23 protein-coding genes are annotated in these 25,759 nt (G+C 71.1%); 16 read left to right on the top strand and 7 right to left on the bottom strand.

The features are described 5' to 3' along the window. Nucleotides 1-61: 61 nt before the first annotated feature. From R3E98_16575 to R3E98_16550, 6 genes are all read right to left on the bottom strand, one after another. Nucleotides 62-1,063 (bottom strand): SDR family oxidoreductase, encoded by a 1,002-nt coding sequence (locus R3E98_16575; protein MEZ4425012.1) that lies wholly within the window; start codon nt 1,061-1,063, stop codon nt 62-64. Beyond that, on the bottom strand, nt 1,060-1,866 hold the full coding sequence (locus R3E98_16570) for an aldo/keto reductase (GenBank protein MEZ4425011.1): 807 nt from the start codon (nt 1,864-1,866) through the stop codon (nt 1,060-1,062). The genes R3E98_16575 and R3E98_16570 overlap by 4 nt, the downstream gene beginning before the upstream one ends. Before the next feature lie 254 nt (nt 1,867-2,120). Next, on the bottom strand, nt 2,121-2,759 hold the full coding sequence (locus tag R3E98_16565; protein MEZ4425010.1) for a redoxin family protein: 639 nt from the start codon (nt 2,757-2,759) through the stop codon (nt 2,121-2,123). Nucleotides 2,760-2,935: 176 nt separating this feature from the next. Beyond that, on the bottom strand, nt 2,936-4,117 hold the full coding sequence (locus R3E98_16560) for a hypothetical protein (protein ID MEZ4425009.1): 1,182 nt from the start codon (nt 4,115-4,117) through the stop codon (nt 2,936-2,938). Nucleotides 4,118-4,225: 108 nt separating this feature from the next. Further along, a complete protein-coding gene (locus R3E98_16555; GenBank protein MEZ4425008.1) occupies nt 4,226-5,719 on the bottom strand; it encodes an AAA family ATPase in 1,494 nt (497 codons plus the stop codon). Continuing rightward, nucleotides 5,719-7,416, bottom strand: a complete 1,698-nt coding sequence (locus R3E98_16550) for an amidohydrolase family protein (protein MEZ4425007.1) — start codon at nt 7,414-7,416, stop codon at nt 5,719-5,721. Before R3E98_16550 ends, R3E98_16555 begins: the two co-directional genes overlap by 1 nt. A 123-nt stretch (nt 7,417-7,539) precedes the next feature. Here R3E98_16550 and R3E98_16545 point away from each other — a divergent pair, with 123 nt between their 5' ends. Continuing rightward, nucleotides 7,540-7,740 (top strand): hypothetical protein, encoded by a 201-nt coding sequence (locus tag R3E98_16545; GenBank protein MEZ4425006.1) that lies wholly within the window; start codon nt 7,540-7,542, stop codon nt 7,738-7,740. A 4-nt stretch (nt 7,741-7,744) separates the two neighbouring features. Here the strand turns inward: R3E98_16545 and R3E98_16540 are convergent, their stop codons facing one another. Beyond that, the gene (locus R3E98_16540) at nt 7,745-8,863 is read right to left on the bottom strand and encodes an aminotransferase class I/II-fold pyridoxal phosphate-dependent enzyme (protein MEZ4425005.1); all 1,119 of its coding nucleotides are present in this window, start codon (nt 8,861-8,863) and stop codon (nt 7,745-7,747) included. A 232-nt stretch (nt 8,864-9,095) separates the two neighbouring features. Between R3E98_16540 and R3E98_16535 the strand changes: the two genes are divergently transcribed. From R3E98_16535 to R3E98_16465, 15 genes are all read left to right on the top strand, one after another. Then, nucleotides 9,096-10,304: a 2,3-bisphosphoglycerate-independent phosphoglycerate mutase gene (locus R3E98_16535; GenBank protein MEZ4425004.1), complete on the top strand. Its 1,209-nt coding sequence runs from the start codon at nt 9,096-9,098 to the stop codon at nt 10,302-10,304. Between the two features lie 4 nt (nt 10,305-10,308). Then, on the top strand, nt 10,309-11,166 hold the full coding sequence (locus R3E98_16530) for a hypothetical protein (protein ID MEZ4425003.1): 858 nt from the start codon (nt 10,309-10,311) through the stop codon (nt 11,164-11,166). Nucleotides 11,167-11,239: 73 nt separating this feature from the next. Then, nucleotides 11,240-12,511 (top strand): pitrilysin family protein, encoded by a 1,272-nt coding sequence (locus tag R3E98_16525; protein MEZ4425002.1) that lies wholly within the window; start codon nt 11,240-11,242, stop codon nt 12,509-12,511. After that, nucleotides 12,508-13,869, top strand: a complete 1,362-nt coding sequence (locus tag R3E98_16520) for a pitrilysin family protein (GenBank protein MEZ4425001.1) — start codon at nt 12,508-12,510, stop codon at nt 13,867-13,869. The genes R3E98_16525 and R3E98_16520 overlap by 4 nt, the downstream gene beginning before the upstream one ends. Beyond that, on the top strand, nt 13,869-14,444 hold the full coding sequence (locus R3E98_16515) for an NUDIX hydrolase (protein MEZ4425000.1): 576 nt from the start codon (nt 13,869-13,871) through the stop codon (nt 14,442-14,444). Before R3E98_16520 ends, R3E98_16515 begins: the two co-directional genes overlap by 1 nt. A 54-nt stretch (nt 14,445-14,498) precedes the next feature. Continuing rightward, entirely contained in the window at nt 14,499-15,797 is a 1,299-nt protein-coding gene (locus tag R3E98_16510) for an MFS transporter (protein MEZ4424999.1), read from the top strand. 232 nt (nt 15,798-16,029) lie between these two features. Next, nucleotides 16,030-16,689: a sigma-70 family RNA polymerase sigma factor gene (locus R3E98_16505; protein ID MEZ4424998.1), complete on the top strand. Its 660-nt coding sequence runs from the start codon at nt 16,030-16,032 to the stop codon at nt 16,687-16,689. Nucleotides 16,690-16,884: 195 nt separating this feature from the next. Further along, complete coding sequence (locus R3E98_16500; GenBank protein ID MEZ4424997.1) at nt 16,885-17,442, top strand: hypothetical protein; 558 nt, start codon at nt 16,885-16,887, stop codon at nt 17,440-17,442. A 12-nt stretch (nt 17,443-17,454) separates the two neighbouring features. After that, nucleotides 17,455-18,441: a DNA polymerase III subunit delta gene (gene holA / locus R3E98_16495; GenBank protein ID MEZ4424996.1), complete on the top strand. Its 987-nt coding sequence runs from the start codon at nt 17,455-17,457 to the stop codon at nt 18,439-18,441. Further along, nucleotides 18,438-19,070, top strand: a complete 633-nt coding sequence (locus R3E98_16490; GenBank protein ID MEZ4424995.1) for an SPOR domain-containing protein — start codon at nt 18,438-18,440, stop codon at nt 19,068-19,070. Before holA ends, R3E98_16490 begins: the two co-directional genes overlap by 4 nt. Before the next feature lie 282 nt (nt 19,071-19,352). Continuing rightward, on the top strand, nt 19,353-19,958 hold the full coding sequence (locus tag R3E98_16485) for a tetratricopeptide repeat protein (GenBank protein ID MEZ4424994.1): 606 nt from the start codon (nt 19,353-19,355) through the stop codon (nt 19,956-19,958). A gap of 4 nt (nt 19,959-19,962) precedes the next feature. Next, a complete protein-coding gene (locus tag R3E98_16480) occupies nt 19,963-22,164 on the top strand; it encodes a hypothetical protein (GenBank protein ID MEZ4424993.1) in 2,202 nt (733 codons plus the stop codon). Between the two features lie 35 nt (nt 22,165-22,199). Then, nucleotides 22,200-24,224, top strand: a complete 2,025-nt coding sequence (locus R3E98_16475) for an AMIN domain-containing protein (GenBank protein MEZ4424992.1) — start codon at nt 22,200-22,202, stop codon at nt 24,222-24,224. A 10-nt stretch (nt 24,225-24,234) separates the two neighbouring features. Further along, the gene (locus R3E98_16470) at nt 24,235-25,083 is read left to right on the top strand and encodes a hypothetical protein (protein ID MEZ4424991.1); all 849 of its coding nucleotides are present in this window, start codon (nt 24,235-24,237) and stop codon (nt 25,081-25,083) included. A gap of 4 nt (nt 25,084-25,087) precedes the next feature. Then, on the top strand, nt 25,088-25,759 hold a 672-nt coding region (locus R3E98_16465), incomplete at its 3' end, for a cytochrome c3 family protein (protein ID MEZ4424990.1).

Raw genomic sequence — 25,759 nt, 5'->3', positions numbered from 1 at the left:
TGGAGCGGGGGCCATCGGCTCCGCGCCCGGACGCGACCCGGGCGCAGGTCGAGTGCCGGCGTCACCCGCGGACGTGGTTCCACAGCTTCCGCCCGGACCAGACGGCGCCGAGGAGGAGTGCGGCCGCACCCAGGGCGGTCTCCACGGGAAGGACCCGGACGGTGTCCGTCAGCGTGACGCCGCGCCAACCCCGTTGGCGCCAGCCTCCCCGGACCCGCGGAGGCAGGCCCGTCGGCTCGTGGAGGTTGTTGGAGCCGGCGGGCCGTCCCGAACGCGTGAACTCGACCGTATGCTGTACGAACCAATCGCCGAGCGCCGGCGAGATGCGGTTTGGCCCCGCGTACAGCAGATGGAAGCGACCGACGTGCTGATGGCGACGTCCGGTGCGGGCCAGCCCGGCGATCGCCGCGGCCACCCGCTCCGGGTCGGCCACCGGTGGAGGTGGTTGGGGGACCGTCCCGAGACGCGCCGCCGCATGCTGGTAGATGGGGGTGTCCACGGCCGGCAGGTAGAGCGTGGAGACGCGCACACCGGTGCCCCACAGCTCGGCCCGTACGCCCTCGGTGAAGCCGTCCACGCCCTGTTTGGTGGCGGAATACGCCGACGCCCAGGGCGCGCCGCGCAGCGCGACGATGGACGACACCTGGACGACGACCCCCTCGCCCTGGCGCCGCATGACGCGGAGGGCCTGGCGGGTTCCATTGATGGTGCCCACGAGGTTGACGTCGATGAGGCGCCGATAGTCGTCCAGGGGAAGATCGGAGACACCCGCCTGGGCGTAGACCGCCGCGCCGTTCACCCAGGTGTCGATCCGACCGAACCGCTCCACGGCGGTGTCGGCCACGCGGCGCAGCTCCGACTCCGAGGTCACGTCGGCGGGCACGGCCTCGGCTTCGGCGCCCCCCTCCACCAGCTCGTGGCGCACCTGGGCGAGCGCATCCGCGGAACGGGCCGTCAGCACCAGCCGGCACCCTCGTACGGCCAGGTAGCGCGCCGTACAGAGTCCGATCCCGCTGGATGCACCTGTCAGCACCACGACCTGGCCCGCGAGTCGGCGCCTCATTGGACGTAGGGGAGGGAGCCGAGCGCAGAGTAGTGCTCGTTCAACTCGCTCACGCGGCTCATCGCCTCGTCGTCCAGCTCGAATCCGAACGCACCCAGGTTCTCCTCGAGGTGCGGCACCTGGTTGGCCTTGGGCAACGGGACCACTCCGAGCTGCAGGTGCCAGCGCAGCAGCACCTGGGCGGGCGTCTGCTGGACCTCCGAGGCGATCTCGCCCAGCCGGGGGTCATCCAGGCGCTCCGCTCGTGTCAGCGGACTGTAGGCCTGGATGAGGATGTCCTTGCCACGGCAGTAGTCCAGGAAGTCCGCGCTCCACCCGAAGGGGGTCCACTCCACCTGATTGACCACAGGCACCTCGCCCGTGCGCTCCACGAGCGCATCGATCTGGTCGGCGGTGTAGTTGCTGACGCCGATGTCGCGGGTCAGCCCCTCGTCGCGGGCGCGGATCAGGCCCTCCCACAACGACACGCCCACTCCGTCGGGCGGCGGACGATGGACGAGCATCAGGTCGGCGTGCCCGCGCCCCATCTCGTCCAGGTTGCGGCGGGTCGAGGCGAACGCGTCCTCGTCCTCTTCCACCTTGGCCACCAGGAAGATGTCCTCCCGGTCGACCTCGGACGTACGCAACGCCTCACCGATACCGGGTTGCGAGCCGTAGTCGCCGGACGTGTCGATCATGCGATAGCCGAGCCGCAGTGCCTCCCGCACGGTATCGGCCGTGTCGTGCGTGAGGTTCCAGGTACCGAGCCCGAGCACGGGCATGGCCCGGCCGGTATGGAGCGTACGCGTGGATGCTGCGTCCATGGGTGGCCTCCTGCGAGCTGCCGGGACGAACGAAACGTTGGACAGGGGCGCACGATCGAGGCCACGCCGGGGCGTCAGGCTCCGCGGGCGCGGGTCTCCGGATCCCGCGCCGGAGGTCGACGCGCGGCGACCCCGTGCCGTGCGGCGGCGGTCGCGGCGAAACAATCCGCCATGTGCCGTGGAGGGCCGCCGGGGGCGGGGCCGAGGAGGTCGAGCCGGAAGCGTCGCGCCCGGTCGCGGACGCCGCACGTACGTCAGTCGACGTCCGCGCGTCCGGCGTACTGATCGACCGCGCCCGCCATCTCCAGAAGGGTCCGCTCCATGGACTTGGACCCGTAGGGATAAAAGGCGTCCTTGTCGCCGCGGTCCCAGGCCGCGCGCAACGCGGGCTGTGTGGGGTCCCAGTCCCCGCGGACCGCTCGCGTGGCCTGGCGTAGCACGTCGTGGAGCTCGGCCATGGAAGGGCGTCCCCAGTAGTAGTAGCCGTTGAAGACCCGGACGACCTCGAGCCCGGGGTTCAGGACGAGCGTGTGCGGGATCATGACGTCGTGCTCCTCGTCGGTGTACTCCGCGATCTCGAGGTCCTGCTGCACCCGACGCTCCTCGTCGAGGAGGAACGGCCAATGCGCGTGGAGCTGCTGACGCATGTTGTTGGCTGTGTGCCAGTCGTCGGTGGTGATGGTCACGATGCGCGTGAAGCCGACCACGAGCTGGGCATGGAACCGCACCAGCTCCTGGTGGTGCACACGGTCCTTGGGACAGAAGGCCCCACGTGTCAGCACCACGACCATGGGATCGTCTCCCTGCAGATCGGAAAGACGTCGCGGCACTCGGGTGTGATCGGGGAAGACATAGTCCGGAAAGGACGCGCCGGGCACGATGTCGGAACGCATGCAGGCCTCCTCGGCAGTGGGAACAGTGCTTCTCCTACCGCGAGCCCCGTGCCGACTCCCGCAGCGCGATCCACCCCACGGAATCGGTGCGATGCGCACCCGGACCCGGGGACCGGGGTTGCCTTCGTGATCGCCTGCGGCCTCGGCGGAGGTCGGTGGATCCGGCCGCAGGACCCTCAGCGCGCCTGACGATCGAGCCTGCGCACCTGCACCCAGGAGACGTCCAGGTCGTCCTTCCAGATGCCGAGGACCGCATCGTCGCCGATCTGCTCGATCTCGAAGCCCTCCGGGGCCGTGACATCGCCCAGCCAGAGCCCCGTTGGATCGAACACCGTCCAGGTCCGGCCGCCGCGGCGTTGGACCTGGTGTACGCCCACCCAGAGTGCGCCGCCCGGGTCCACGACGAGACGCTCGAAGAGCGGCCTGCGCTCCGGCCACCAGGTGTTTGCCCAGATCGCGTCGAACTGTCGAGCAACGGACGGAGGCGCAGGGGGATACGGGTGGAGCATCTCGGTGCGGATCGAGTCCTTCAGCGCCTGGTCGACCAGGCCCGGAATCCGCGCCCAGCGCAGGCTGCGCACCAGGACTCCGCTGGCCGCGTCGTGCACGTCCACCCGTGCGCGGTCGCCCCGACCTACGAAGACGAGATCGCCATCTGTTGCGAGAGACGCCCAGGTGCCCAGGAAGGTCACGACGGGGCGCCCGGCCGCGGTCACGAGATGGTGATGGTCGTAGGTCAGCACGGTATCGGGAGGGGCTCCATCGGAGCGCAGGATCAGGAGCGGAGCGGGGATCCAGTGCGCACCGTCGGGCCCGGGCCCGTACATCAGGGAGGACGCCTGGAGCAAGAGTCTGCCGTCCGAGCGCCGGCCGAGCAGGCTGAATCCGTACGGGGAGACATTGGGGAGGTCGAGGGTGCGTGCGGGCAGCCCACTCCGGTCGAGGATGGTGAGCCTCCGGCTTCCACCGTCACTGACGCCCATCGAGTCGGATCCTACCGGCGCCAGCAGCGGTGACCCCTGGTACTCCCCGGGTCCACCGCCGCGGCCGCCGAGGCTCCGCTCCCACGCCCCGTCCGGCCCGTAGAGATGGATGCGCGCGTTGATCAGGTCACTGATCCACACGCTGCCATCGGTGGCCCAGCGGGCCTGCACTGCGTCCCCCAGCTGCGTCTCTTCGCGTTCATTCCCGAGAGTCAGCAGCGCCGGCCCGATCCGCCACGCGTCGGACCCGCTCCAGAGAGGACGGGCGTTCGAGATCAGCTCGACGCCGGCGCTGTCCACCCGGCTGGGGCGGGCATCGGTGGACTCGCCGCCGCAGGCGGCCACCAGACACAGGAGAACGACAGGACGGTGCATGCGGTGCGCACGGCGGTGGATGGATGCGTGCCCCGACCCTGGGTGTAGCTCGACCGCAGCACATCCGCAAGTGTGGGCACTCCGCGGCGCCCGCGCACGAAGGGCGCCTCAGTTCGCCGGCACCGCCCGATCCCGCGCCCACGCGCGCATCTCGGCCACGCGCTCGGCCATCGTGACCGACAGCGGCAGGGTGCCGTCGATCTCGGCGTGCAGACCGCCGTCCGTCAGGGGCTGCCTGGCGGAGAAGGCGCTGAAGAGCGCCGCCACCACCACCTGCTCCAGCTCGGCGCCGCTGAAGCCGTCGCTGCGCGCGGCCAGACCGTCCAGGTCGAAGCCGGCCGGATCGTGGCCGCGCTTCGCCAGGTGGATGCGCAGGATGTCGCGGCGCACCTCCGCGGGTGGAAGATCCACGAAGAAGATCTCGTCGAAGCGGCCTTTGCGGAGCAGCTCGGGGGGGACACGCGCGATCTGGTTGGCGGTGGCCACCACGAAGACCTCGCCCTTTCGCTCCTGCATCCAGGACAGGAAGCTCCCCAGGATGCGGGTGGACACCCCGCCGTCCTCGGAGCCGCCTTCGGCGAACGCCTTCTCCAGCTCGTCGATCCACAGGACCACCGGTGCCATGCGCTCCGCGGCCTCCATGGCGCGCTTGAAGTTCTTCTCGCTCTCCCCGATGTACTTGTTGTAGAGGTTGGAGGGGTCGAGCTTGAGCAATGGCAGCTGCCACTCCGCCGCCACCGCCTTGGCGCACAGGCTCTTCCCGCACCCGGGCACTCCCAGGAGCAGCATGCCGCGCGGGAACTCCAGCCCGAAGCGCTGCGCGGCGGCCGGATCCTGCAGCACCGCCTTGCGCTTGCGCAGCCAGTCCTTGAGGCGGACGAGGTCCGCGATCTCCGTCTGCGCCTCCTCCAACGGGTAGTATTCCAGCAGCCCCTCGCGCTCGATGACCTGCTTCTTGGCGTCGATGACGTGTCGGATGTCCTCGACGCCCAGGCGCCCATCCTCCACGATGGCCTTGGTCAGGATCTTCTCCGCCTCGAGCAGCGTGAGCCCCTCGAGCGGGCGGAGCAGGCGCGTCAGCTCCGCCGGGGTGACCGCCACCTCCACGTGCTGACGTGCCGAGAGGTCGCGGATCAGTTGGGAGAGCAGGCCGCGCAGCTCCGCCTCGGAGGGAGCGGGCATCTGGAAGCGCGTGATGTGGGGCGTCACGGCTTCCGGCAGATCCACGTCGGGTCCGGTGACCACCAGAGTGGATCTGTGGGCCCGGGCCCGCGCCACCGCTTCCTGGAAGCGGGCCTCCAGGGCCGCGTTGCCCCGCAGCAGCGGAGCCAGCCCCGGGAAGTGGTAGAGCGCGGTCACGGTGCTGGCGGACACGTGGCCGAGGGCCGCGCCCGGATCGTCCGTCCCGTACACCGCGGCGCTCGCGCCCGCCCGCGTGAGCCCGCGCACGCGCGACCAGGTGAAGAGCGGCACGCCGACCGCGTCGGTGACGTGGTGCAGGAGCGTGCGCAGGCGCTCGTCGTCCGTCGAGTCCAGGACGAGCAGCGGATGGCGGGAGCGGACGAGCAGGCCCAGCTCGTGGGCGGCGTCGCGGAGCGGCACTACCGGTTCCCCCCGTCCCTGGTGAGCAGCCGGCCGGGCAGGGCCCAGGTGAGCGCTCCCTCCTCCACCACGGGCACCCCGCCCACGAGGACCAGCTCGATGCCCTCCGCGTACTGGTGCGGGTCGCTGAAGGTGGCCCGGTCCGTGATGCGCTCGAGGTCGAAGACCACCAGGTCGGCCGCCATGCCCTCGCGCACGAGGCCGCGGTCGCGCAGGCCGAGGATCTGCGCGGGCAGCGACGTCATGGAGCGGATGGCGTCCTCCAGCGACAGCACGCCGCGGGACAACGCGTAGTGACGGATCTTGCGCGGGAAGGTGCCGTAGAAGCGCGCGTGCACGGCGGGTCCGTCCTCCGGCAGCGCGATGCCGCCGTCGGATGCGGTCGCGACCCACGGCTGCGCCGCATAGGCCTCCACGTCCAGCTCCGAGAGCGAGAACCCGCGCACGCGTCCACCGCCGGATCGCTTCGGGTCCCCGAGGCGCTGCAGGGACAGCGCGGCCTCGACCGGATCCTGTCCCAGGATGGCTGCCACCTCCGCGAGGCTCTTCTCGATGAAGTCCGCGCGCGGATGATCGAAGACCACCACGCGGTCGGCGCCGCCGCGCCGCCGGATCTCGTGCGCGATGTCGGAGCGCACGCGGGCGGCCGTGGCCGGCGCGGCGAGCGCGCGCTCCAGCTCCGCGGTGCGGTCGGGCTCCTGACGCGCCGGTGCCCGGAACACCCAGGACGGGATGAGCACCGTGCTGCCGTCCGAGCCCGACGTGGCGTACGGGTACTGGTCGGCCCACACGCGCACGCCCTCGGCGCGCGCGCGCTCGATGAGCTGGATGGCCGCACCCGACGAGCCCCAGTAGTGCGCGCCCTTGGCCTTGATGTGCGAGGCCACCACGCGCGCACCGCTCCGACGCCCGATCTCGATCGTCTCCATCACGGCGTCGAGCAGCGTGGGCGGGCCCGCCGCGTCCTGGCTGGGCCAGAACCACATGGGATCGGAGCCCTCGCTGCGCTCGTGCGAGATGTAGACGCCGTCGAAGGGCACCAGCTCCTCCGCGAGCGCCGCGACCTCGTCGGTGGTGCTGAAGCGGCCGGGGACGTACTCGAGACCGGCGGACAGGCCCACCGCCCCTTCCTCGAGGCCCTGGCGCACCAGGGCGCGCATACGCGCCACCTCCTCCGGCGTCGCCGGGCGCTCCACGTCGTCCCGCAGCACCTGCCGGCGGACCTCGCCGTGTCCCACCATCAGCAGCGTGTTGGGTCCGAAGCCGAGTCGCTCCAGCGTGGCCCGCTGCTCGGCGATCGGCCAGAACGAGCGCCCGTCCTGGTTGACCACGACCGTGGTGACCCCTTGTGCCACCACGTTGGGGGCGGCCCGCCGGCGGGCGTCCGGCGAGCGTAGCCCGGACGGCTCGCGTCCCGGGAAGTGGTCGTCGGCGTGGGAGTGCAGGTCGATGAAGCCGGGAGCGACCATGCGCCCGCGGGCGTCGAGCACCCGCCGGGCAGGCTGCCCCTGCAGGCGGCCCACGGCCACGATCCGGCCGTCCCGGACGCCCACGTCCGCCTGGAACCAGGGATTGCCCGTGCCGTCGAGGACGCGGCCGCCCTCGATCAGGAGGTCGAACGGCTCCTGCCCGGCCGCGGGCACGGCCAGGAGGAGCAGGGCCGCCAGGGCGGCTCCGGTGTGGCGTCGGGTCCGCATCCGGCGGGGGTCTCCTTCACCTGTCGTGGGGTAGGGAATCGGCCTATTTTGGCCGATCCGTCGGTCCAGGGGGGCAGTCGCCCCGACGCGGCCCGGGGGTGGGAACGTGCAGCGGACCAAGCCTTGACGTTGAACCCGTCCACATCGAGCGAGACCATCCGGGAGCTGCACCGGCTCTGGGTGTCCGCGACCGCCGACTCCATCTCCCGCGATCTCGACCGGGCCACGGCGCTGGCGGAGGCCGCGCCTGCCGAGGACCGGGAGGAAGCGGCCCGCTACGTGGCCGCGCTGTGGCGCCTCGAGCGCTGGCTGCACGACCGCTGATCCCTCAGGCGCGCGCCGCCTCGAACTGGCGCGCCATCCGCTCCAGGCCCTCGAGCAGCAGCTCGGCGGGCGGTCCGATCCCGATGCGCAGGTGGTGGTCCATGCCGAAGTGGTCGCCGGGCACCACCAGCACGTCGTCCTCCGTGCGCAGTCGCTCGGCCAGCTCGGTGGAGTTCACGGGCGCGTCGTAGCGCACGTAGCAGATCGCACCGGCCTGCGGCGGCCGGTAGGAGAACAGCCCCTGCTGACCCTCCATCCACTCGATCAGCAGCGGCAGGTTGCGCGTCAGGATGGAGCGCGTGCGTGTGCGGATGCGCTCCCGGGTGGCGGGCTCCAGCGCCAGCGTGGCCAACAGGTCGGACAGCGTGGCCGGCGTGATGGTGGTGTAGTCGGTGCGGCTCCACAGGTCTTCCCGGATCTGCTCGGGTCCCACGATCCATCCGATGCGCAGCCCGGGCAGCCCGTAGGCCTTGGAGAGGGAATTGGTGACGAGGATGCGCTCGCCGCGGCCGAAGAAGGACGGCGTCTCGTTGCCGTCCAGCTCGGCGCCCTTGTAGACCTCGTCGGCCAGGATCCACGCCCCGAAGCGGTCGGCTTCGCGCACGATGGCGTCCATCGACGCCTCGGTGAGGATGGCGCCCGTGGGGTTGTTGGGGTTGGTGACCAGGATGAAGCGGGCGCCCTGCTCCAGGCACGCGCGCAAGCGGTCCAGGTCGGGCTGCCAGCCGGTCTCCTCCAGCAACGGGAAGGTGAGCACCTCGGCGCCGAAGGTCTCGAGCATCCCCGGCACCTGCATGTAGTTGGGGACCATCACCGCCACCTTCTGGCCCTGCTCCATCAGGTGCCAGGCCGCCGTGAAGTTGGCCTCGGCCCCGCCCACGGTGACGAGCACGCCGCGTTCGCTGGCGCCGGGATAGAGCGCCGCGATCCGCGCCCGCAGCGCGTCGGAGCCGTTGGACTGCCCGTATTCGTGCCGGATGGACAGCAGGTCCACGTCGCTGCCCGCCAGCTCCAGCAGCTCGGCCGTGTTGAGGGGGTGGACGCCGCTCTCGGAGAGGTTGTAGCGGACGCGGTGCTCGAACGTCGACTGGTACCGCTCCATCTCGAAGCGCGTGAGCTTCACGGGGTCTCTCCGGTGCGTGCGGACGAGGGCCGGCGGATGGCGAGCCCGGATCGTAGGAAGGGCGGGGGAACGGCGCAATCGGGCGGCGCCCCGGGCTCGCAAGTGCCGACGGCACCGTTCGATCCGACCCTTCCGCTCCCGGGGTACCCCGGGCGTTCGGCGACCTGCTACATTGCAGGTCCTCGGCCCGACCGGGCTGGTCGGGTCCGCAGACCCCCTCCCCTCTGGACGCATGAGCGCGATCACCGTTCCGGACGATCTGGTCTCCCGTGGTGACGGGGGCTCCATCGTCCTGCTCGTCCTCGATGGCCTGGGCGGTCTGCCCGGCCCCTCCGGTCTGACCGAGCTGGAGGCCGCACGTACGCCCCACCTGGACGCCCTGGCCGCCCGCTCCTCGCTCGGCGTCTTCAACCCGGTCGCTCCCGGGGTGACGCCCGGCAGCGGTCCGGCCCATCTGGCGCTCTTCGGCTACGACCCCCTGCAGTACCCGATCGGACGGGGCATCCTCTCGGCGCTCGGCGTCGGGTTCGATCTCAAGGCGGGAGACGTCGCCTTCCGGCTGAACCTGGCCTCGCTGGACCGCGAGGGGCGCATCAGCGATCGCCGTGCGGGTCGCCCCTCGGACGCCGAAGGGCGCGCGGTCATCGACAGGGTGCGGGGCGCGCTCGAGGTCCCCGACGACGTGGAGCTGCACGTCCTGCACGAGAAGGAGCACCGGGCGGTCATGATCCTGCGCGGCCCTGGCCTGGGGGGCGCGGTCGAGGACACCGACCCGCAGGAGACCGGGGTCCCACCGCTGCCGGCGCGCGCCGCCGGGCCCGACTCCGTGCGCACGGCCGAGATCGTGGAGTCCCTGCTCACGCAGTCGCGTGCGCTGCTCGCCGACGATCCGAAGGTGCATGCCTTCCTCGCGCGGGGGTTCAGCCGCTACGAGGGCATCCCTTCGTTCCGTGAGCGCTTCGGTCTGTCGGGCGTCGCGCTCGCGAAGTACCCGATGTACCGCGGCGTCGCGCGTCTCGTGGGCATGGCCGTCGAGGTGGAGCCCGCCGGGGACGAGGAGACCGTGGCGGCGCTCGAGTCGAGCTGGGAGCGCTTCGACTACTCCTTCCTGCATTTCAAGGCCACGGACGCGCGCGGGGAGGACGGAGACTTCGACGCCAAGGTGGCCGCCATCGAAGCCATCGACGCGCTCGTGCCGCGCGTCGTGGAGCTGGAGCCGGACGTGCTCATGGTGACCGGCGATCATTCGACGCCCGCCACGCTCAAGGCGCACTCCTGGCACCCCGTGCCCGTCCTGCTGGCCTCGCGCTGGGCGCGCCCGACGGCGCAGCGCTTCGGCGAGCGCGATTGCCGGGGCGGCGACCTCGGCCACTTCCGCGGCGTGGAGCTGATGTCGCTCGCGCTCGCGCATGCGGGTCGCCTCGAGAAGTACGGAGCGTGAGCCGGTGCTGACCGATCCCGAGGCGCGCGGCCGCGCCGTCGACCGTGCCTACGAGATGGCGGAGGAGGGGGACTGGGAGGGCTCGGCGGACGCGCTGCGCGCGCTGCTGGAGGAAGACGCGGACGACGTGACGGTGCTCTGCGCGCTGGGCGTGGTGGAGACCGCGCTCGGGATGGAAGGCATCGGCTACGAGCGCTTCCGGCGCGCGCTCGAGATCGGCATCGAGGATCCGGAGCTCCTGGCCACGGCGGGCGCCGGGCTGGCCCGGTTCGACGACCCGGACGCGGAAGCGGCGCTGCGCACGGCCACGCTGCTCGGTCCCACGCTCGCCCGGCCGCGCTGGCTCTACGGCGGCTACCTGGCGCGGGAGGGGTTCAGGGAGGACGCGCTCAAGGAGCTGGACGAGGCCATCCGCCTGGACCCGGACGAGCCCCTGGCGTTCCTGGAGCGGGGCGTGGCGCGCTCGCTCGCCGAGCAGCGCGAGGGCGCGCTGGACGATTTCTACCAGGCCAGCGCGCTCGACCCCGAGGACCCCTGGGCCCGCATCCTCGTGGGCCTCGCGCTCATCGAGGCCGACCGCGCGGACGAGGCCGCCGCCGACCTGGTGGTCGGCGCCCGCCTCGATCCCGAGGACATGGAGGCCCAGGTGCTGGCGGCGCTCGCCTCCGCGTCCCAGGGAGACGAGGACACCGCCTGGGAGATGCTGGAGCGCGCACGCACGCTCGAGAGCGAGGACGCCGACGAGACCGCGGTGGCGGAGGTGGAGGAGCTGCTGGAAGAAGGCGGCGACGCGGCCGGGGCCGCGCTCAAGGGCAGCTACGGCCCCCGCGCGTTCCACGCCCGCCTGATGACCCGTCCCTGACCGTTCGCACGCGAGTAGGACACGCGCTCCTGTGGAGCGCCCCCTCCCTGGTCCCCACAAGGAGCTCCCCGGTTTGATCGAGATCCCGTTCGAGCGGCATCGGCTGGCCAACGGCCTGCGCATCGTGCTCGCTCCCGACGACACCGCCCCGATCGTGGGCGTGAACCTCTGGTACGGCGTCGGCTCCCGCAACGAGCCCGAGGGGCTGACCGGCTTCGCGCACCTCTTCGAGCACATGATGTTCCAGGGCTCGGAGCACGTGCCCAAGAACCGGCACTTCGAGCTGGTCGAGCGCGCGGGCGGCTCGCTCAACGCGTCCACCTGGTTCGACCGCACCAACTACTACGAGACGCTGCCGTCCCACCACCTGGAGCTGGCGTTGTGGTTGGAGGCCGATCGCATGGGATGGATGCTCCCGGCGATGACCCAGGAGAAGCTGGACAACCAGCGGGACGTGGTGAAGAACGAGCGGCGCTGGCGCTATGACAACCAACCCTACGGGGACTGGGACGAGCGCATGCAGGCGCTCGTGTACCCGGACACGCATCCCTACCACCACACGGTGATCGGCTCGATGGAGGACATCGACGCCGCCAGCCTCGAGGACGTCTCCGAGTTCTTCCGCACGTTCTATCTGCCCAACAACGCCGTGCTCACGGTCTGCGGCGACTTCGAGCGCGAGACGGCGCTGGCGATGATCGAGCGCAACTTCGGGGAGATCCCCGCCGGGCCCCAGGTCCCGGAGCTTCCGGGCGAGCCGGACGTCGACCCGCTGCTGGGGGTGAGCGTGTTCGAGCGGGTGGAGGCCCAGGTGCCGCTCCCGCGGGTCTACGTGGGCCTGCGCGTCCCGCGCTTCACCGACCCGCGCTTCCACGCGGCCGACGTGGCCTTCGGCGTTCTGGCGTCGGGGCGCGCCTCGCGCCTGTACTCGCGCCTGATCCGTGAGCAGCGCATCGCCAAGGACGTCGCCGGCTTCGTCTTTCCGATCGACACCGGCGCCGCGCTGGCGGTGGTCTGGGCCACGGGCCTGCCGCACGTCGATCCCGACACGTTGGAGCAGGCGGTGCTGGCGGAGCTGGACGGGCTGGAGGACGTGCGCGGCGGAGAGGTCGAGCGCGCGGTGGCGCTGGCCGAGACCCGCCTCCTCTCGTCGGTGGAGGAGATCGGGGAGCGAGCGGACCTCTTGTCGATGTTCGAGCACTACTTCGAGGATCCGGGTCGCCTCTCCGGGGAGATCGATCGGCTGCGGGAGGTGGGCGCCGACGACGTGGAGGCCTTCGCGCGCGAGTTCCTGGGTTCGGAGAACCGCGCCGTGCTCACCTACCTCCCGGAGAACGGCGAATGAGCTCCCGTACCCACGTGGACGTGCCCGCGCCGGGTCGCATCCGGCCCTTCACACCACCGCGCGTGGAAACGACACGCGTCGGACCCGGAGTTCCGTTCACCGTGGCGCGCATGCCGCGCATCCCGCTGGTCACGCTCAACCTGCTGCTGGATGCGTCCGAGTCCGTGGTCGGGGTCGACGACGCCGGACTCGCCGTGTTCACCGGACGCGCGCTGGAGGGCGGCACCGCGCGCCGGAGCGCGTCCGAGCTGGCGGAAGCGCTCGAGTCGATCGGCACGGCCGTCTCCGTGCACACCGGGTGGGATGCGACGGTCATCGGCATGACGTGCACGGCCGACCGCACCCTGGAGGCGTTCGACCTGCTGGCGGAGATGGTGCTGGAGCCGGCTTTCCCGGCCGACGAGGTGGAGCGGTTGCGCAACCAGCGCCTCGCCCAGATCGAGCACGAACTCGCCGATCCCCGGACGCTCGCCGGCCACTCGGCCGCCCGCCTGGTCTACGCGGAGGGCGAGCCCTACGGGCGGCGCCTGAGCGGGGAGCGCGCGACGGTCTCCCGCATGGATCCGGAGCGTCTGGCCGCCTTCCATGCGCGCGCGTACCGGCCCGCGGGTGCCGCCGTGGTGGCCGCCGGGGACGTGGACGCCGACGCGTTGGCCGCGCGCATCGAGGACCGCTTCGCGGGATGGACCGGGGTGGGTCCGGGCCGGCCGGCCCTCTCGTGTGCGCCGCGCTCCGAGGAGCCACGCGTCTGGATCGTCCACCGGGAAGGAGCCGTGCAGTCGGAGATCCGCATCGGACACGTGGGCGCGTCACGCGCCACGCCCGACTTCTTCGCCCTGCGTGTCTTCAACGAGATCCTGGGCGGCCTCTTCTCCAGCCGCCTCAACCTCAACCTGCGCGAGCGGCACGGCTTCACGTACGGCGTGCGCGCCCGCTTCGACCTGCGCCGCAACGACGGGCCCTTCCTGGTCTCCACCGCGGTCGAGACCGCGGTGACCGCCGCGGCCGTGCGCGAGGCGCTCTCCGAGCTTCGCGCCATGGTGGGGGACGGCCCCACCGACGAGGAGGTCGAGTCCGCCCGCGACTACATGGCCGGCGTGTTCCCGTTGCAGTTCGAGACGGGCGGCCAGGTCGCCAACCAGGTGGGACGCCTGTGGGTCTACGACCTCCCGGAAGACGAGTACGACCTGTATCGCGACCGCATCCGGGCCGTCACGACGGACGCGGCGCGTGCCGCGGGCCGGGCGCACGTGCATCCGGAGCGGGCCCAGGTCGTGGTGGTGGGAGACGCCGACGCCATCCGGGCCGACCTGGAGGCCCTGGGCCACGGCCCCGTCGAGGTGGTGGAGCCCGGTTGATGCCGAGCGACGACTCCGCCCGACTCGATCGGCGCATGGTGCACGAAGGGCGCATCGTGCGGTTGAGCGTGGACACGGTGCGCTTCCCGGACGGCTCGGTGGGCGAGCTGGAGCTGGTGCGTCATCGCGGTGCGTCCTGCGTGGTGCCCTTCCTGGAGGATCCGACCACGGCCGCCGACCCCCGCGTGGTGATGCTCCGGCAGTACCGCTACGCGGCCGGCGGCGCGATGTGGGAGGTGCCCGCCGGCATGCCCGCCTTCGACGGGGAGGACTGGGACGTGTGCGCCCGGCGGGAGCTGGAGGAGGAGACCGGGTACGTGCCGGGCACGCTGCGGCGCTTGACGGAGATCCACACCACGCCGGGCTTCACCGACGAGGTGATCCGCATCTATGCCGCGTGGGACCTGTCGGAGGGCAGCACCGGGCGCGACGCCGACGAGTTCATGGAGGTCGTGGCCCTTCCCTGGAGTGAGGTCGAAGGGTTGATCGAGCAGGGCGAGATCACGGACGCCAAGACGCTGGTGTCCCTGTTGTACGCAGGACGCTTCCTGCTGGAGCCCGGCCGGCGCGGATAGCGGCGCCGACGCCCAGGGCCCGGTGGTTCCCCCCAACCGGTGCACCACAGGCGCATGGACAGGATCTGGAATCGCGACGTCGTCGGCTGGTCGCTGTTCGACTTCGGCAGCTCGGCGTTCAACACGCTGGTCGTGACGTTCGTCTTCAACATCTACTTCACCAACGTCATTGCCCCATCCGACGTGGAAGGGACGATCCTCTGGGGCCGGGCGGTGAACCTGTCGGCCGTCGTGGTCGCCCTCTTGATGCCCGTGTTGGGCGCCATCGCCGATTACTCGGGTCGCAAGAAGGTCTTCCTGGTCCTCTTCTCATTGCAGTCGATCGTCTTCACGTGCCTGCTCTTCTTCATGGGGCCGGGCGACGCCTGGGCGGCGGCGGCCCTGTTCGTCGTGGCCAACATCGGCTTCGAGTCCGCGAACGTCTTCTACAACGCCTTCCTGCCCGAGGTCTCCTCGGCGCGCACCATCGGGCGCATCTCCGGCATCGGGTACTTCCTCGGCTACATCGGTGGACTCATCTGCCTCGCACTCGGTCTGGGCATGGTACGGGGTTGGCTCCCCGAGGCCGACGATCTGAACGTGCGCGCCACGAATCTCCTGGTGGCGGGTTGGTTCTTCGTTTTCTCGCTGCCCATGTTCTTCGGCGTTCGGGAGCGGGCCGAGCGACGCGGGGCGCCGGAAGGGGGCTATGTCCGGGTGGGGTTCCAGCGGCTGCGGGAGACCACGCGCCATCTGCGGGAGCTGCGTGAGGCAACCAAGCTCATCGTGGCGCGCATGATCTACAACGACGGCCTCACCACCGTGATCGTCTTTGCCGGCGTCTACGCCGCCGCGGTGCTCGGGATGGAGATCGAGCAGGTCCTGGCGATGGGCATCGCTCTCAACGTGGCCGCGGGGATCGGCGCGTTCGCCTTCGGCTTCATCGACGACCGCATCGGCGGCAAGCGCACCATCGTCATCACGCTTCTCGGGCTGATCGTGGCCGGGGTGGTCGGCGTGAACGCGTCGAGCGTGGCGGGCTTCTGGCTGGCGGCCACGTTGATCGGCGTGATGATGGGCCCCAACCAGTCGGCCAGCCGCAGCCTGCTGGCCAAGCTGGTGCCGGAGCACAAGCACGCCGAGGCGTTCGGGCTGTATGCCTTCTCGGGGAAGATGTCCTCCCTGCTGGGGCCGCTGGCCTACACGACCGCGCTGGCCTGGACCGGCAACCACCGGGTGGCCATGGGCACCATCGTCGGCTTCTTCGCGGTCGGCCTGCTGCTCCTCCTGGGGGTGCGGGAGCGCGAGGGGATCGAGCTGGCGGCGCGCCTGAACGACGCGTTCGAGGTCGAGCGGGCGGGGGCGGCGGGATAGCGCTCGTGGCGTGGAGTCCGCCCCGGAGGCGACAGGGGGGCTGTCCCGTCCCGGGTTTCACCCCGTCCATTCTGAAACACTGGCCCGTCCCCCCTGGAGGACATGGATGGCGGAAACCCGCGTATCTGCTAGGGTTCCGCCATGGTATGGAAGGTGCCCTTCCTCACGGGCGGAGTTCCCCGGCTGTCTTCCTTCGGGGAAGGCGGTCCGAGCCCAATCGAAGCCTGGGGGGATGATGGGAGCGCGGAAGATCAGCCTGTTGGAGCGAGCGGGTCCCGACGGGACCGGCGCCTCGCGTGAGGCTCGTGTCGAGCGCGGCCAGCTCGGCGACTCGGAGGTGGTGCAGGCGTTCCTGGCCGGGGACGAGCGTGCCTTCGGTGAGCTGGTGGAACGCTACGACCAACGCCTGTTGAATTTCGTCTATCGCACGGTCGGAGACCGCGAGCGTGCGCAGGACCTGGTGCAGGAGACGTTCGTGCGGGTGTATCGCCACCTGCATCGGTTCGACCAGACCAAGAAGTTCTCCACGTGGATCTACACCATCGCGGGGAACCTGGCCAAGAACGAGTTGCGGAACCGCTCGCGGAATCCGCTGGTGCTGTTCCAGACCATCAAGAAGAACTGGGACGCGGACCATCGGCCGCTGGAGTGGGAGGACAGCAAGCTCAAGCCCGACGATCTCTACCGGAAGCGCTTCCTGCGCGAGAAGGTGGAGGAGGCCGTCTCCGAGCTGCCGGAGCACCACCGCGAGGTGTTCGTGCTGCGGGAGCTGGAGGGGAAGACCTACGAGGAGATCGCCGAGATCACCGACTGCAACCTGGGGACGGTCAAGAGCCGCCTGAACCGGGCCCGCAACAACTTCGCCCGGATCATCGCCCCGATGATCGACTAGGGCCGGCCTGGAGCCGCCCTGAGGGGCGGACCGACCGCACGACCGTGAGGGCGCCCCCGCGAAGGGCGCCCTCACGCCGTTCCGGCCTCCTCCCCGGAGCGCCGTGGCCGGAACCTGCCCCGGACCCGACCAGTATCACCCCTGGAGCCGCTCTCGGCGGCGCGACCTTCATCGACGCAGCGGATTCAGGGTCCCATGGGGTGTCAGGAGTTCCTGGCCGGATTCTCAGACTTTCATGACGGGGTGCTCGGCCCGGACGAGCGCGCGTCCTTCGCGCGTCACCGGGCTTCCTGCTGCCGCTGCGACCGCTACGCCCGCGTGGTGGAGCGGAGCGGCCGGGTGGTGCGGGACCTGCCCCACCTGGAGGCCACCCCGGAGTTCCGGGCCCGCCTCCACGCCCGCCTGAGCGAGGAGCGCGCCCTGAACCGGCTGGCCCGGAGCCCCCAGGGGTCTGTCGCCACCACGGGCGCCCTGGCCGGCGTGGCCGTGGTGCTGGTCATCCTGGCCTGGCTGCCCACGCTGCAGCCGGTGGTGGTGGACGTCACCTTGCCGGCCATCGCGGCCGTGCCGCCCACCCGTCCCCAGCCCCGGCTCCGCCTGGGGTCCACGCCCTTCCCCGGCGGGGCCGGTCTGCCGGGTGTGCTCGCGGACGACTTCTGGGGAGACGCCAACGCCCTCCTGCACGAGTACTCCTCCGTCGCCGGCTATCGGACCACCACGCCCCTGGCCGTCCGGGCCGCCAGCTTCCAGTAGGGCAGGGCGCCGGTGTCCTCCCCCCTCGACGGGAAGAAGGGCGGGGTCTTCTTCCTCCACGGGGATGACGAGTTCCGGAAGGAGCGCGCCTTCCAGACCCTGCTCGAGCGCCATCTCGACGCCTCCACGCGCGACTTCAACCTGGATGTCCTGCGCGGCACCGACGTGACCGTCGAGACGCTCGCGTCCGTGATCGGCACGCCTCCCATGATGGCCGAGTGGCGCGTGGTGCTGATCCGCGACGCAGAGGGCCTCGCGGCCAGCTCGCGCACGCGCGCCGTGATCGAGGATGCCTTGGCGCGCACGCCGCCGGGTCTGGCGCTCGTGCTGGTGGCGCGCACCGGTGGCTCCAAGGCCAAGTTCTGGACCACGCTCGCCCGCAAGGCGCGCTCGGTCGAGTTCGAGCCGCTCTCTCCCGACGACCTGCCGGGCTGGCTGATGAGCTGGGGACAGGAGCACCACGGGGTTGAGATCGAACCCGACGCGGCCCGCGCACTCGCGGCGGGCGTGGGAGCCGACCTCGGTATCCTGGACCAGGAGCTGGCCAAGCTGCGCGACCGCGTGGGCGACGCCCAGCGCATCACGGCGGCGGACGTCGAGGCGGCCGGGACCCGCCTGCCCGCGCAGGATCGCTGGAAGTGGTTCGACCTGGTCGGGGAGCGCCGCTTCCGCGACGCGCGCCGGGCGCTGCCGGTCCTCCTGGACCAAGGCGAATCGGGCGTGGGCCTGGCGATGAGCCTCGGCACGCACCTGCTGCGCCTCGGCCTCCTCAACACCGGGGGCGCCGCCGCGTTGGAGCGGGTGCTACCCGGGCATCAGAAGTGGCTGGCGCGCAGGCTCGCTCCCCAGGCGCGCCGCTGGACCGAGCCCCAGATCCGCGAAGCGCTCGTAGGCCTCGCGCGCGTCGATCGCCTCCTGAAGAGCGCGAGCTTCTCCGATGAGCACCTGTTGGAGGAGTGGTTCCTGACGCTGGAAGCGCGCGGCCGGAGCGCCGCGTGAACGTGCGGGCCTGGGTGGGTGCCGCTACGCTGGTGCTGGCGGTGCCTGCCGATCTCGCCGCACAGGGCTGGACGCTGGACGATGTCGAGGCGCGCGCCGCGGAGGCGCGGCTGGACGAGGCGCGCCTGGCGTTGGAGCTGTGGTGGGATGCTTTCGACGACCGCAGCGCCGCGGATCGCGAGCGCGGCCTGTGGCTGCGCGCGCGGCTCACCGTGGATCCGGACCTGGCGGCGCAGGACTACGTCCGCATCGTGCTGGAACACCCGGGCGGCAGCTACGCATCGCGCGCGCGCCACCGACTCGATCAGCTCGCCGAGGCCCGTGGAGAGCGCCGGGCTGCTCAGCCCCGGTCGGCACCGGCACCCCTGTTCGCGCTGGAGCTGGCCGCCACGGACTCCTACGCCCGCGCCGCCCGGGTCTTCGACGACGCGTTGCGCGCGGGCCTCTCCCCGCGGCTGGTCCGCCTCCCGTCCGACGGCGAGGACCGTTACCGCGTGCGGGTGGGTCGCTATGGCGAACGCGACCGGGCGCGCCGCGATGAGCGGCGCCTGCGACGGTACGACTTCGATGCGCGTGTGGTCGACGATGCCCGTTCCGAGACGGTCGTGCGTCGGCGCGGACCAGGGTAGGCCGTAGCGCCGGTTTGGTTTAGCCCGCACTCACTCCCCGTGGTTGCGGGGATCCCGCCCGGTTCGTCGCTGGTCTGCTACACCGCCAGCCCTCCGGTCCCGCTCTTGCCTCCGTAGTCCTACCCAGTGTCGGCCCGGTGAGGCTCCCCCGGTGGACGGTACGTGGTTCACGTACGACGCTGCCTCACAGCTCTCTCCGGTATCGCACCATGGACCGGAGAGCATCGAGTGGGTTCCTTCAATATTGAAGCGTCGCCGGCGCGTCCGCCCCGGAGAGGGCTGTTGCTGCTGGCGGGCGCGTTCGCGCTCGGGGTAGCCGTGCTGGCGTCGCTGCGCGCGGGAGCGCTTCCGGCGTCCGCTCCGCCGGCGCCGGATGCGTCCGGGCTGTCCGCCGACTCGCTCCAGACGCTGCACGCCGCCGCTGGCGTGCAGTTGGGTGCCCCCGGCGAATCCGTCGGCCCCGTCTCCGCCGAATACCATGCGCGCACGGAGCGTCTGCGCGCCCGCCTCGACGCCACGCCCGACGACGCGGCGACCCTGGATAGCCTGGCGACCCTCCTGTACGACGCACACAAGCGGGAGGAGGCTGCCACCTACTACGAGCGGCTCCTCGAGCTCGACCCCGGTCGCCGGCAGGCCTGGCTGGACCTGGCCAACTGCTACGGGTCCCTGGTGCGCTGGTCCGACGTGGGCGCCCTCATGACCCGCATGTTGGTCCGGTTCCCCGACGACGCGTCCGCCCTCTACAACCTCGGCGTGGCTGCGATCAACCAGGGAAGCGTGCAGGAGGCACGCGAGTGGTGGGAGCGCGCCGCGCGGCAGGAGACGGCAGGTGCGGTGGCCGCCATGGCGCGCGCCGCCCTCGAACGTACGCGGGACCAGGCGTAGGCCGATGAGGACGCTGGCGCACGGGTTGTCGCTGGTCGTCCTGACCGGCCTGCTCGCCATGCCGGGCAGCGCCCAGGTCGCCGGCATCAATCCCCACGGACCGCTGCCCGCGGACCTGGACTGCGTCTCCTGTCACACGCCCGAATCGTGGACGCCGGTCAAGTCGAGCCCCGACTTCGACCACGCACGCACCGCCTTCCCGCTGACCGGCACGCACGCCGAAGCGCAGTGCACGCGGTGCCATATGGATCTGCGGTTCGATCAACCGCGCGTCCCGCTCGCGGACTGTGCATCCTGTCACCTGGATGTCCACCAGGCGGCATTGGGTCAGGACTGCGCCAGTTGTCATTCCACGGCTTCTTTCCAACAGGTCGAAGCCGTGCAGTTGCATGCCCGCACGGAGTTCCCGCTCTCCGGCGCCCACCTGCAGGTCACCTGCGAGACGTGTCACACCGACGACCGCGGGGGCGCGTTCTCCACGCGCGATTCGGATTGCTTGAGCTGTCACGTCGCCGACTACCAGCGGACCGACGTCGTCGATCATGAGCGCCTGGGCTTCCCCACCAGCTGCCAGCAGTGTCATGGCACGCTGTCGTGGCGAGCGAGCGAATCCTTCGATCACGCGCGGCTGTCCGACGGGTTCGGGCTCGTGGGTGCCCACGTGGGGCTGGAATGCGCCCGCTGTCATCAGATGCCGTCCCTGGAACCGCTCTGGCGGCCCGCGGACCAGGACGACTGCGTCACCTGCCACGTCGCGGACTTCGACCGGGAGCATGGAGGCCAGGGTTTCCCGACGACCTGCCTCAGCTGCCACGGCGTCGATTCCTGGGACGGCGCCGGGCTCGACCACCCGACGTTGTCGGAGGGCTTCCGCCTGATCGGACGACACCAGGATGCAGCCTGCTCGTCGTGCCACAGCGGCCCCGCCTTCGACGTGCCGTTCCAGGCCGCGGACGACCAGGACTGCGTGGCCTGTCACCGGACGGACTATGATCGCGAGCACTCGGGCGGCGGGTTCCCGACTGGTTGCGTCCAATGCCATAGCGAGACCGGCTGGGAGGGCGCGGCGTTCGACCATCTGCAGGTCACCGGGTTCCCCCTCCTGGGGGAGCACGCCGAGGCGCCCTGCGCGGGCTGTCACCTGATCCCCAGCACCGAGCTGCGGTTCACCCCGCGCGACGTCGACGACTGCGTGGCCTGCCACCAGGCCGACTACGACGGCGAACATGCCGGGACGAACATCCCGACCGAGTGCGCCACCTGTCACACGGTGGATGGATGGGGGACGGCCACGTTCGATCACCTGGCCCTCTCGGAGGGCTTCGAGCTGGTCGGACGCCACCAGACGGTCTCCTGCTCGGCGTGTCACTCCGGAGCGGGCGGGGCCGTCCCGTGGAGCCCCGCCAACCAGGACGATTGCGTCGCGTGCCATCGGGCCGAGTACGACGGCGAGCATGCAGGCACGAGCATCCCCACCGATTGCGCCACCTGTCACGGTACGGAGCGCTGGAGCGGCGCCGTGTTCGATCACGCGGTGGCTGCGGGTGGATTCCAGCTCGTGGGTGCCCACGCCGGGGCGCAGTGCGAGACCTGCCACTCGGGCCCGAACAACACGGTGCCCTGGAGCCCGGCCAGCCAGGACGACTGCGTGGCCTGCCACCAGACGGACTACAACGCGGAGCATGCGGGGACGGGCTTCCCGACGACGTGTCTGTCCTGCCACAGCGTGAACACGTGGACGGGTGCGACGTTCAACCACGCCACCGTGGCCAGCGGGTTCTCGCTGGTGGGGGCGCACGCGTCGGCGCAGTGCAGCACCTGCCACTCGGGCCCGAACGGCGCCGTGCCCTGGAGCCCCGCCACCCAGAATGACTGCGTGGCCTGCCACCAGGCGGACTACAACGGCGAGCATGCCGGCACGGGCTTCCCCACCACCTGCCTCGACTGCCACACGCAGACGCAGTGGTCGGGCGCCACCTTCAACCATGATGGCGCCTTCTTCCCGATCTACTCCGGCAAGCACCGGGGAAAGTGGAACAACGACTGCAGCACTTGTCACACGAACCCCTCCGACTACGCCGTCTTCACGTGCCTGACCTGCCATGAGCACAGCAAGTCCAAGATGGATGACAAGCACAAAGGCCGGTCGGGCTACTCCTACACGAGCACGGCCTGCCTCTCCTGCCACCCCACGGGTCGGTCGTGAGCCGGGTCCGCGTACCGCGCACGTGGATCTGGGCAGTGCTGCTGTTTCCGGCGGCGGCCGCCGCCCAGGAGCCGCAGGGGCACCTGCGCGGCATCCAGGTGCAGGCCACGGGTCAGGGCACGCAGGTGCTTCTGACCACGACCGGGTTGCAGGCGGTGCGCGCGTTCCGCTTGAGTGGTCCCGCGCGCGTGGTGGTGGATCTCTCCGGTCTGGACCACGACCTGGAACGGACCGACTTCGCGGGGGTGCGCGGGTCGGGGATCGCGCGGATCCGTAGCAGCCAGTTCGACGAGACGACCGTGCGGGTGGTCCTCGACCTCGAGCGCGCGGTCGCCCATCGGCTCGAACGGGAAGGGGACGCCGTGGTGGTGCACCTGGACACCGGCCCGGTGCGCTTCGCCGCCTGGACGGTCGGTGTGGTCGATGCGACGACCCCGCTCCCCCCGGCACCGGACCCGGCGCCATCCGCAGCGGCACGCGCGGCGAGCCCGGTCGTCGAACCGCACGCGGTGTCCGCTCGCGTCCCGGATGCGACGCCGGCTCCGGAGACCCGGCAGGACGTGGTCGTCACCACCGTCACGCGCATCGCGGGCTCCACCCTGTATGTCGATCGCGGCACCGAGTCGGGCTTGATGGCCGACGACACCCTCGCGCTGCTCGCTGTCGACGACGCTGAGCAGGGGGGGCGTCGCCTCCACGTCCTGGCCGCGGCGGAGGCACGCGCAGTCCTCGAGTTCGTGGGGGCGCCGGTCCAGGTCACCCGCGGGGACCGTGTGCGCCTCTCACACGAGGGGCAGGGCCGGCCCACAGAGACCCTGATCGACGTGTACGCTCGCGCGTTCCCGGAGGGAGCAGCCCCGGCCGCGGCCACCGAGGTCGACGCGACGCGCTCGGCACGCGCGTCGGGACGTCTGCTGGTGGACCTGAACGCGGTGCAGTCCAGCACGCACTGGTCCGACAGCACGGAGTCCGGCACGGTCTCCCGCACGTTCGTGACCCCCACCGCCCGGCTGATGGGGACCGTCACGGATCTGCCTGGCGGGCTGCGACTCCAGGCGAACCTGCGCGGTTCCTACCGCCATGCGAGCGGCGGGATCGCGCTCGCCAACCAGCGGTCGCTCCGGGTCTACGAGCTCAGTCTGGACCGCGAGACCGAGCGACTCCAGGTGCGGCTCGGTCGGTTCTACAGCCCCTACGAATCATTCAGCGGCTACTGGGACGGCGGCGTGGTCCGTGTGGGTGGGCGCGAGCTTGGCGGCGGCGTGCTCGTCGGCTTCCAGCCGGACGCCTGGAACGAAGGGTTCAGCACCCAGCTCCCCAAGGTCAGCGCGTTCGTGGACCTCGAGCGCCGCACCGAGGGGTCGGGCTTCCGCGCGGACGGTTCCATCCATCGGCTCATGCCGCGCGAGGGACAGGCCGCCCACACGTTCCTGGGATGGTCGCAGCGTCTATGGTGGAGCCGCCTGACGGTGTCGAACGACCTGCAGGTGGATCAGGACGTGAACGACGGTGGGTGGAGGCTGACCGAGCTGCAGGCCAACGCGACGCTCCGGGTCCGCACCGCGACGCAACTCTACGCGCGACTCACGCGGCGCCAGCCCTACTACTACTGGCTGCCCGGTGACCCGTTCTCCTACCTGCGGGACGGTGCGGGAGTGGGTGCGAGCGTCGCCCTCGGAGGCGCGGTCGTCGGCGCCGATGCCAGTGTCAATCGCTCCGACGTGCGCGGCACCTCGCACGCGCTGAGCGGCTCGGTCCAGCTCCGGGGCCCCGGAGCGTGGAGCACGAACACCTACCTCACCTGGTGGAGTGACGGCCTGGGAACGGGAACGACGCTGTCGCCCACGCTCTCTCGCTCCCTGGGAGACGTCGATGCCCGGTTCGGATACCGGTTCTACCGGACCGACAGCGCCTTCAACCGGCTCACGACCCACGGCGTGGACGGGTCCGTGACATTTCCCCTGCGGGAGGGCCTGCGCGCATCGGTGCAGGGAAGCGGACAGTGGGGCGGCAACCTCCGCAACCTGCGGCTGTACAGCAGCCTCTGGAAGACGTTCTGAGGATCGGGCCGTGTTCCGTGGATTCCTCGTCGTCGTCTGGGTGGTCGTCGCGGTGGCCGCTTCGCTCCACGGTCTGGACTACTACCGCCTCCCGCTCGCCGACCGCCTCTACGCCGATTCGCACGCGCTCTTCGCGCCCAACGGGCTGCTGGGTCAGGGCTACGGAATCGTCGGGACGGCCATGATCCTGCTCGGGGTCGCGCTGTACACGGCTCGCAAGCGCTTCGTGTTCCTCGCGCGGTTCGGGCGCCTCAAGGGGTGGCTCGAGTTCCACATCTTCCTGTGCACGCTCGGGCCCTTCCTGGTCCTGCTCCACACGACGTTCCGTTTCGGTGGTGTCGTCGCCATCGCGTTCTGGTCCATGGCGGCCGTCGTCGTGAGTGGCGTCTTCGGCCGCTACGTCTACGTGTGGATTCCAAAGACGGTGAACGGGGCCTTCCTGTCCCAGCGCGCCATCGAGGACGAGAAGGCGGCGCTCCTCGAGCGCGCCCGGGCCATCGCGCCGGTGGACGAAGCCGCGTTGGCCGGCATCTGGGACTCCGCCGCCGTCGGGGCGCGTCCGGGCCTGCTTCCGGCCCTGTCGAGCTCGCTGGGATACCGCCTCACCGCCCGCGGTCGCCGCAGACGCCTGCACGCGGCATTGGCGCGCAGCGGCGTGCCCGTGGGGCTGCGGGCCGAGGTCGCTGGATTGTTGGAGCGGGGTCAGCGCCTGGGACGCCAGGGCGCGCTGCTGCAGCCCTTCCAGCGCATGTTCCGCTACTGGCACGCCTTCCACCTGCCGCTCGCGATCGTCATGCTGCTCATCCTCGTGGTGCATGTGGGGGTGGCGGTGGCGTTCGGGTACACCTGGATCTTCTGATCCAATGCGGACGCGACGGATCCGGCGTGTACGCAGCGGCCTCGGTGTGCTGCTGGGAGGGGTCGCCCTCCTCGGGAGCACCGCCGAGCTGGGCGCCCAGCTCATCTCTCCCGGCAAGCTCACGGAGGCGCATGCCTCCCTGGAGGGCATCCGCAACTGCACGCAGTGCCACGAGCTGCGGCAGAAGGGCGTGGCCGCCGGTCTCTGTCTCCAATGCCACACCCCGCTGGCGGGGCGGATCGAGCGGGACCAGGGCTTCCATGCGCGTGTGGATACGGACGATTGCGCCAGCTGCCACAAGGAGCACGCCGGACGGGAAGCCGACATCGTCCGGTTCGATCGCGACGCCTTCGCGCACGAGCGTGATGTCGGGTACGCCCTGGCCGGCGCGCACGGCACGTTGGAGTGCGCGCAATGCCACAACCGCGATGCCGTCGCCGATCCCGCGGTGCGCCGCTTCAAGGCCGCACGCGGCGCGGGGCTGGACCGGACGTTCCTGGGCCTGGAGACCGGATGCGTCTCCTGTCATCGCGAAGACGATCCCCACGACGGTCAGTTCGGGGGGCGGGCGTGCACCGACTGCCATGGGCAGGACACCTGGGAAGAGGCGCAGGGCTTCGATCACGATGACGCGCGCTTCCGCCTCACCGGCCTGCACCGATCGGTCGACTGTGCG

Source organism: Gemmatimonadota bacterium (assembly GCA_041390125.1).
Lineage (GTDB): Bacteria > Gemmatimonadota > Gemmatimonadetes > Longimicrobiales > Gaopeijiaceae > JAGQIF01.
This window is presented reverse-complemented; position numbering and strand designations above follow the sequence as displayed.

Bases quoted from the DNA above. Each gene is read 5' to 3' on its own strand.
- R3E98_16575 (MEZ4425012.1), bottom strand. From the start codon at position 1,063: ATGAGGCGCCGACTCGCGGGCCAGGTCGTGGTGCTGACAGGTGCATCC.
- R3E98_16570 (MEZ4425011.1), bottom strand. From the start codon at position 1,866: ATGGACGCAGCATCCACGCGTACGCTCCATACCGGCCGGGCCATGCCC.
- R3E98_16565 (MEZ4425010.1), bottom strand. From the start codon at position 2,759: ATGCGTTCCGACATCGTGCCCGGCGCGTCCTTTCCGGACTATGTCTTC.
- R3E98_16560 (MEZ4425009.1), bottom strand. From the start codon at position 4,117: ATGCACCGTCCTGTCGTTCTCCTGTGTCTGGTGGCCGCCTGCGGCGGC.
- R3E98_16550 (MEZ4425007.1), bottom strand. From the start codon at position 7,416: ATGCGGACCCGACGCCACACCGGAGCCGCCCTGGCGGCCCTGCTCCTC.
- R3E98_16535 (MEZ4425004.1), top strand. From the start codon at position 9,096: ATGAGCGCGATCACCGTTCCGGACGATCTGGTCTCCCGTGGTGACGGG.
- R3E98_16520 (MEZ4425001.1), top strand. From the start codon at position 12,508: ATGAGCTCCCGTACCCACGTGGACGTGCCCGCGCCGGGTCGCATCCGG.
- R3E98_16515 (MEZ4425000.1), top strand. From the start codon at position 13,869: ATGCCGAGCGACGACTCCGCCCGACTCGATCGGCGCATGGTGCACGAA.
- R3E98_16510 (MEZ4424999.1), top strand. From the start codon at position 14,499: ATGGACAGGATCTGGAATCGCGACGTCGTCGGCTGGTCGCTGTTCGAC.
- R3E98_16505 (MEZ4424998.1), top strand. From the start codon at position 16,030: ATGATGGGAGCGCGGAAGATCAGCCTGTTGGAGCGAGCGGGTCCCGAC.
- R3E98_16500 (MEZ4424997.1), top strand. From the start codon at position 16,885: ATGGGGTGTCAGGAGTTCCTGGCCGGATTCTCAGACTTTCATGACGGG.
- R3E98_16480 (MEZ4424993.1), top strand. From the start codon at position 19,963: ATGAGGACGCTGGCGCACGGGTTGTCGCTGGTCGTCCTGACCGGCCTG.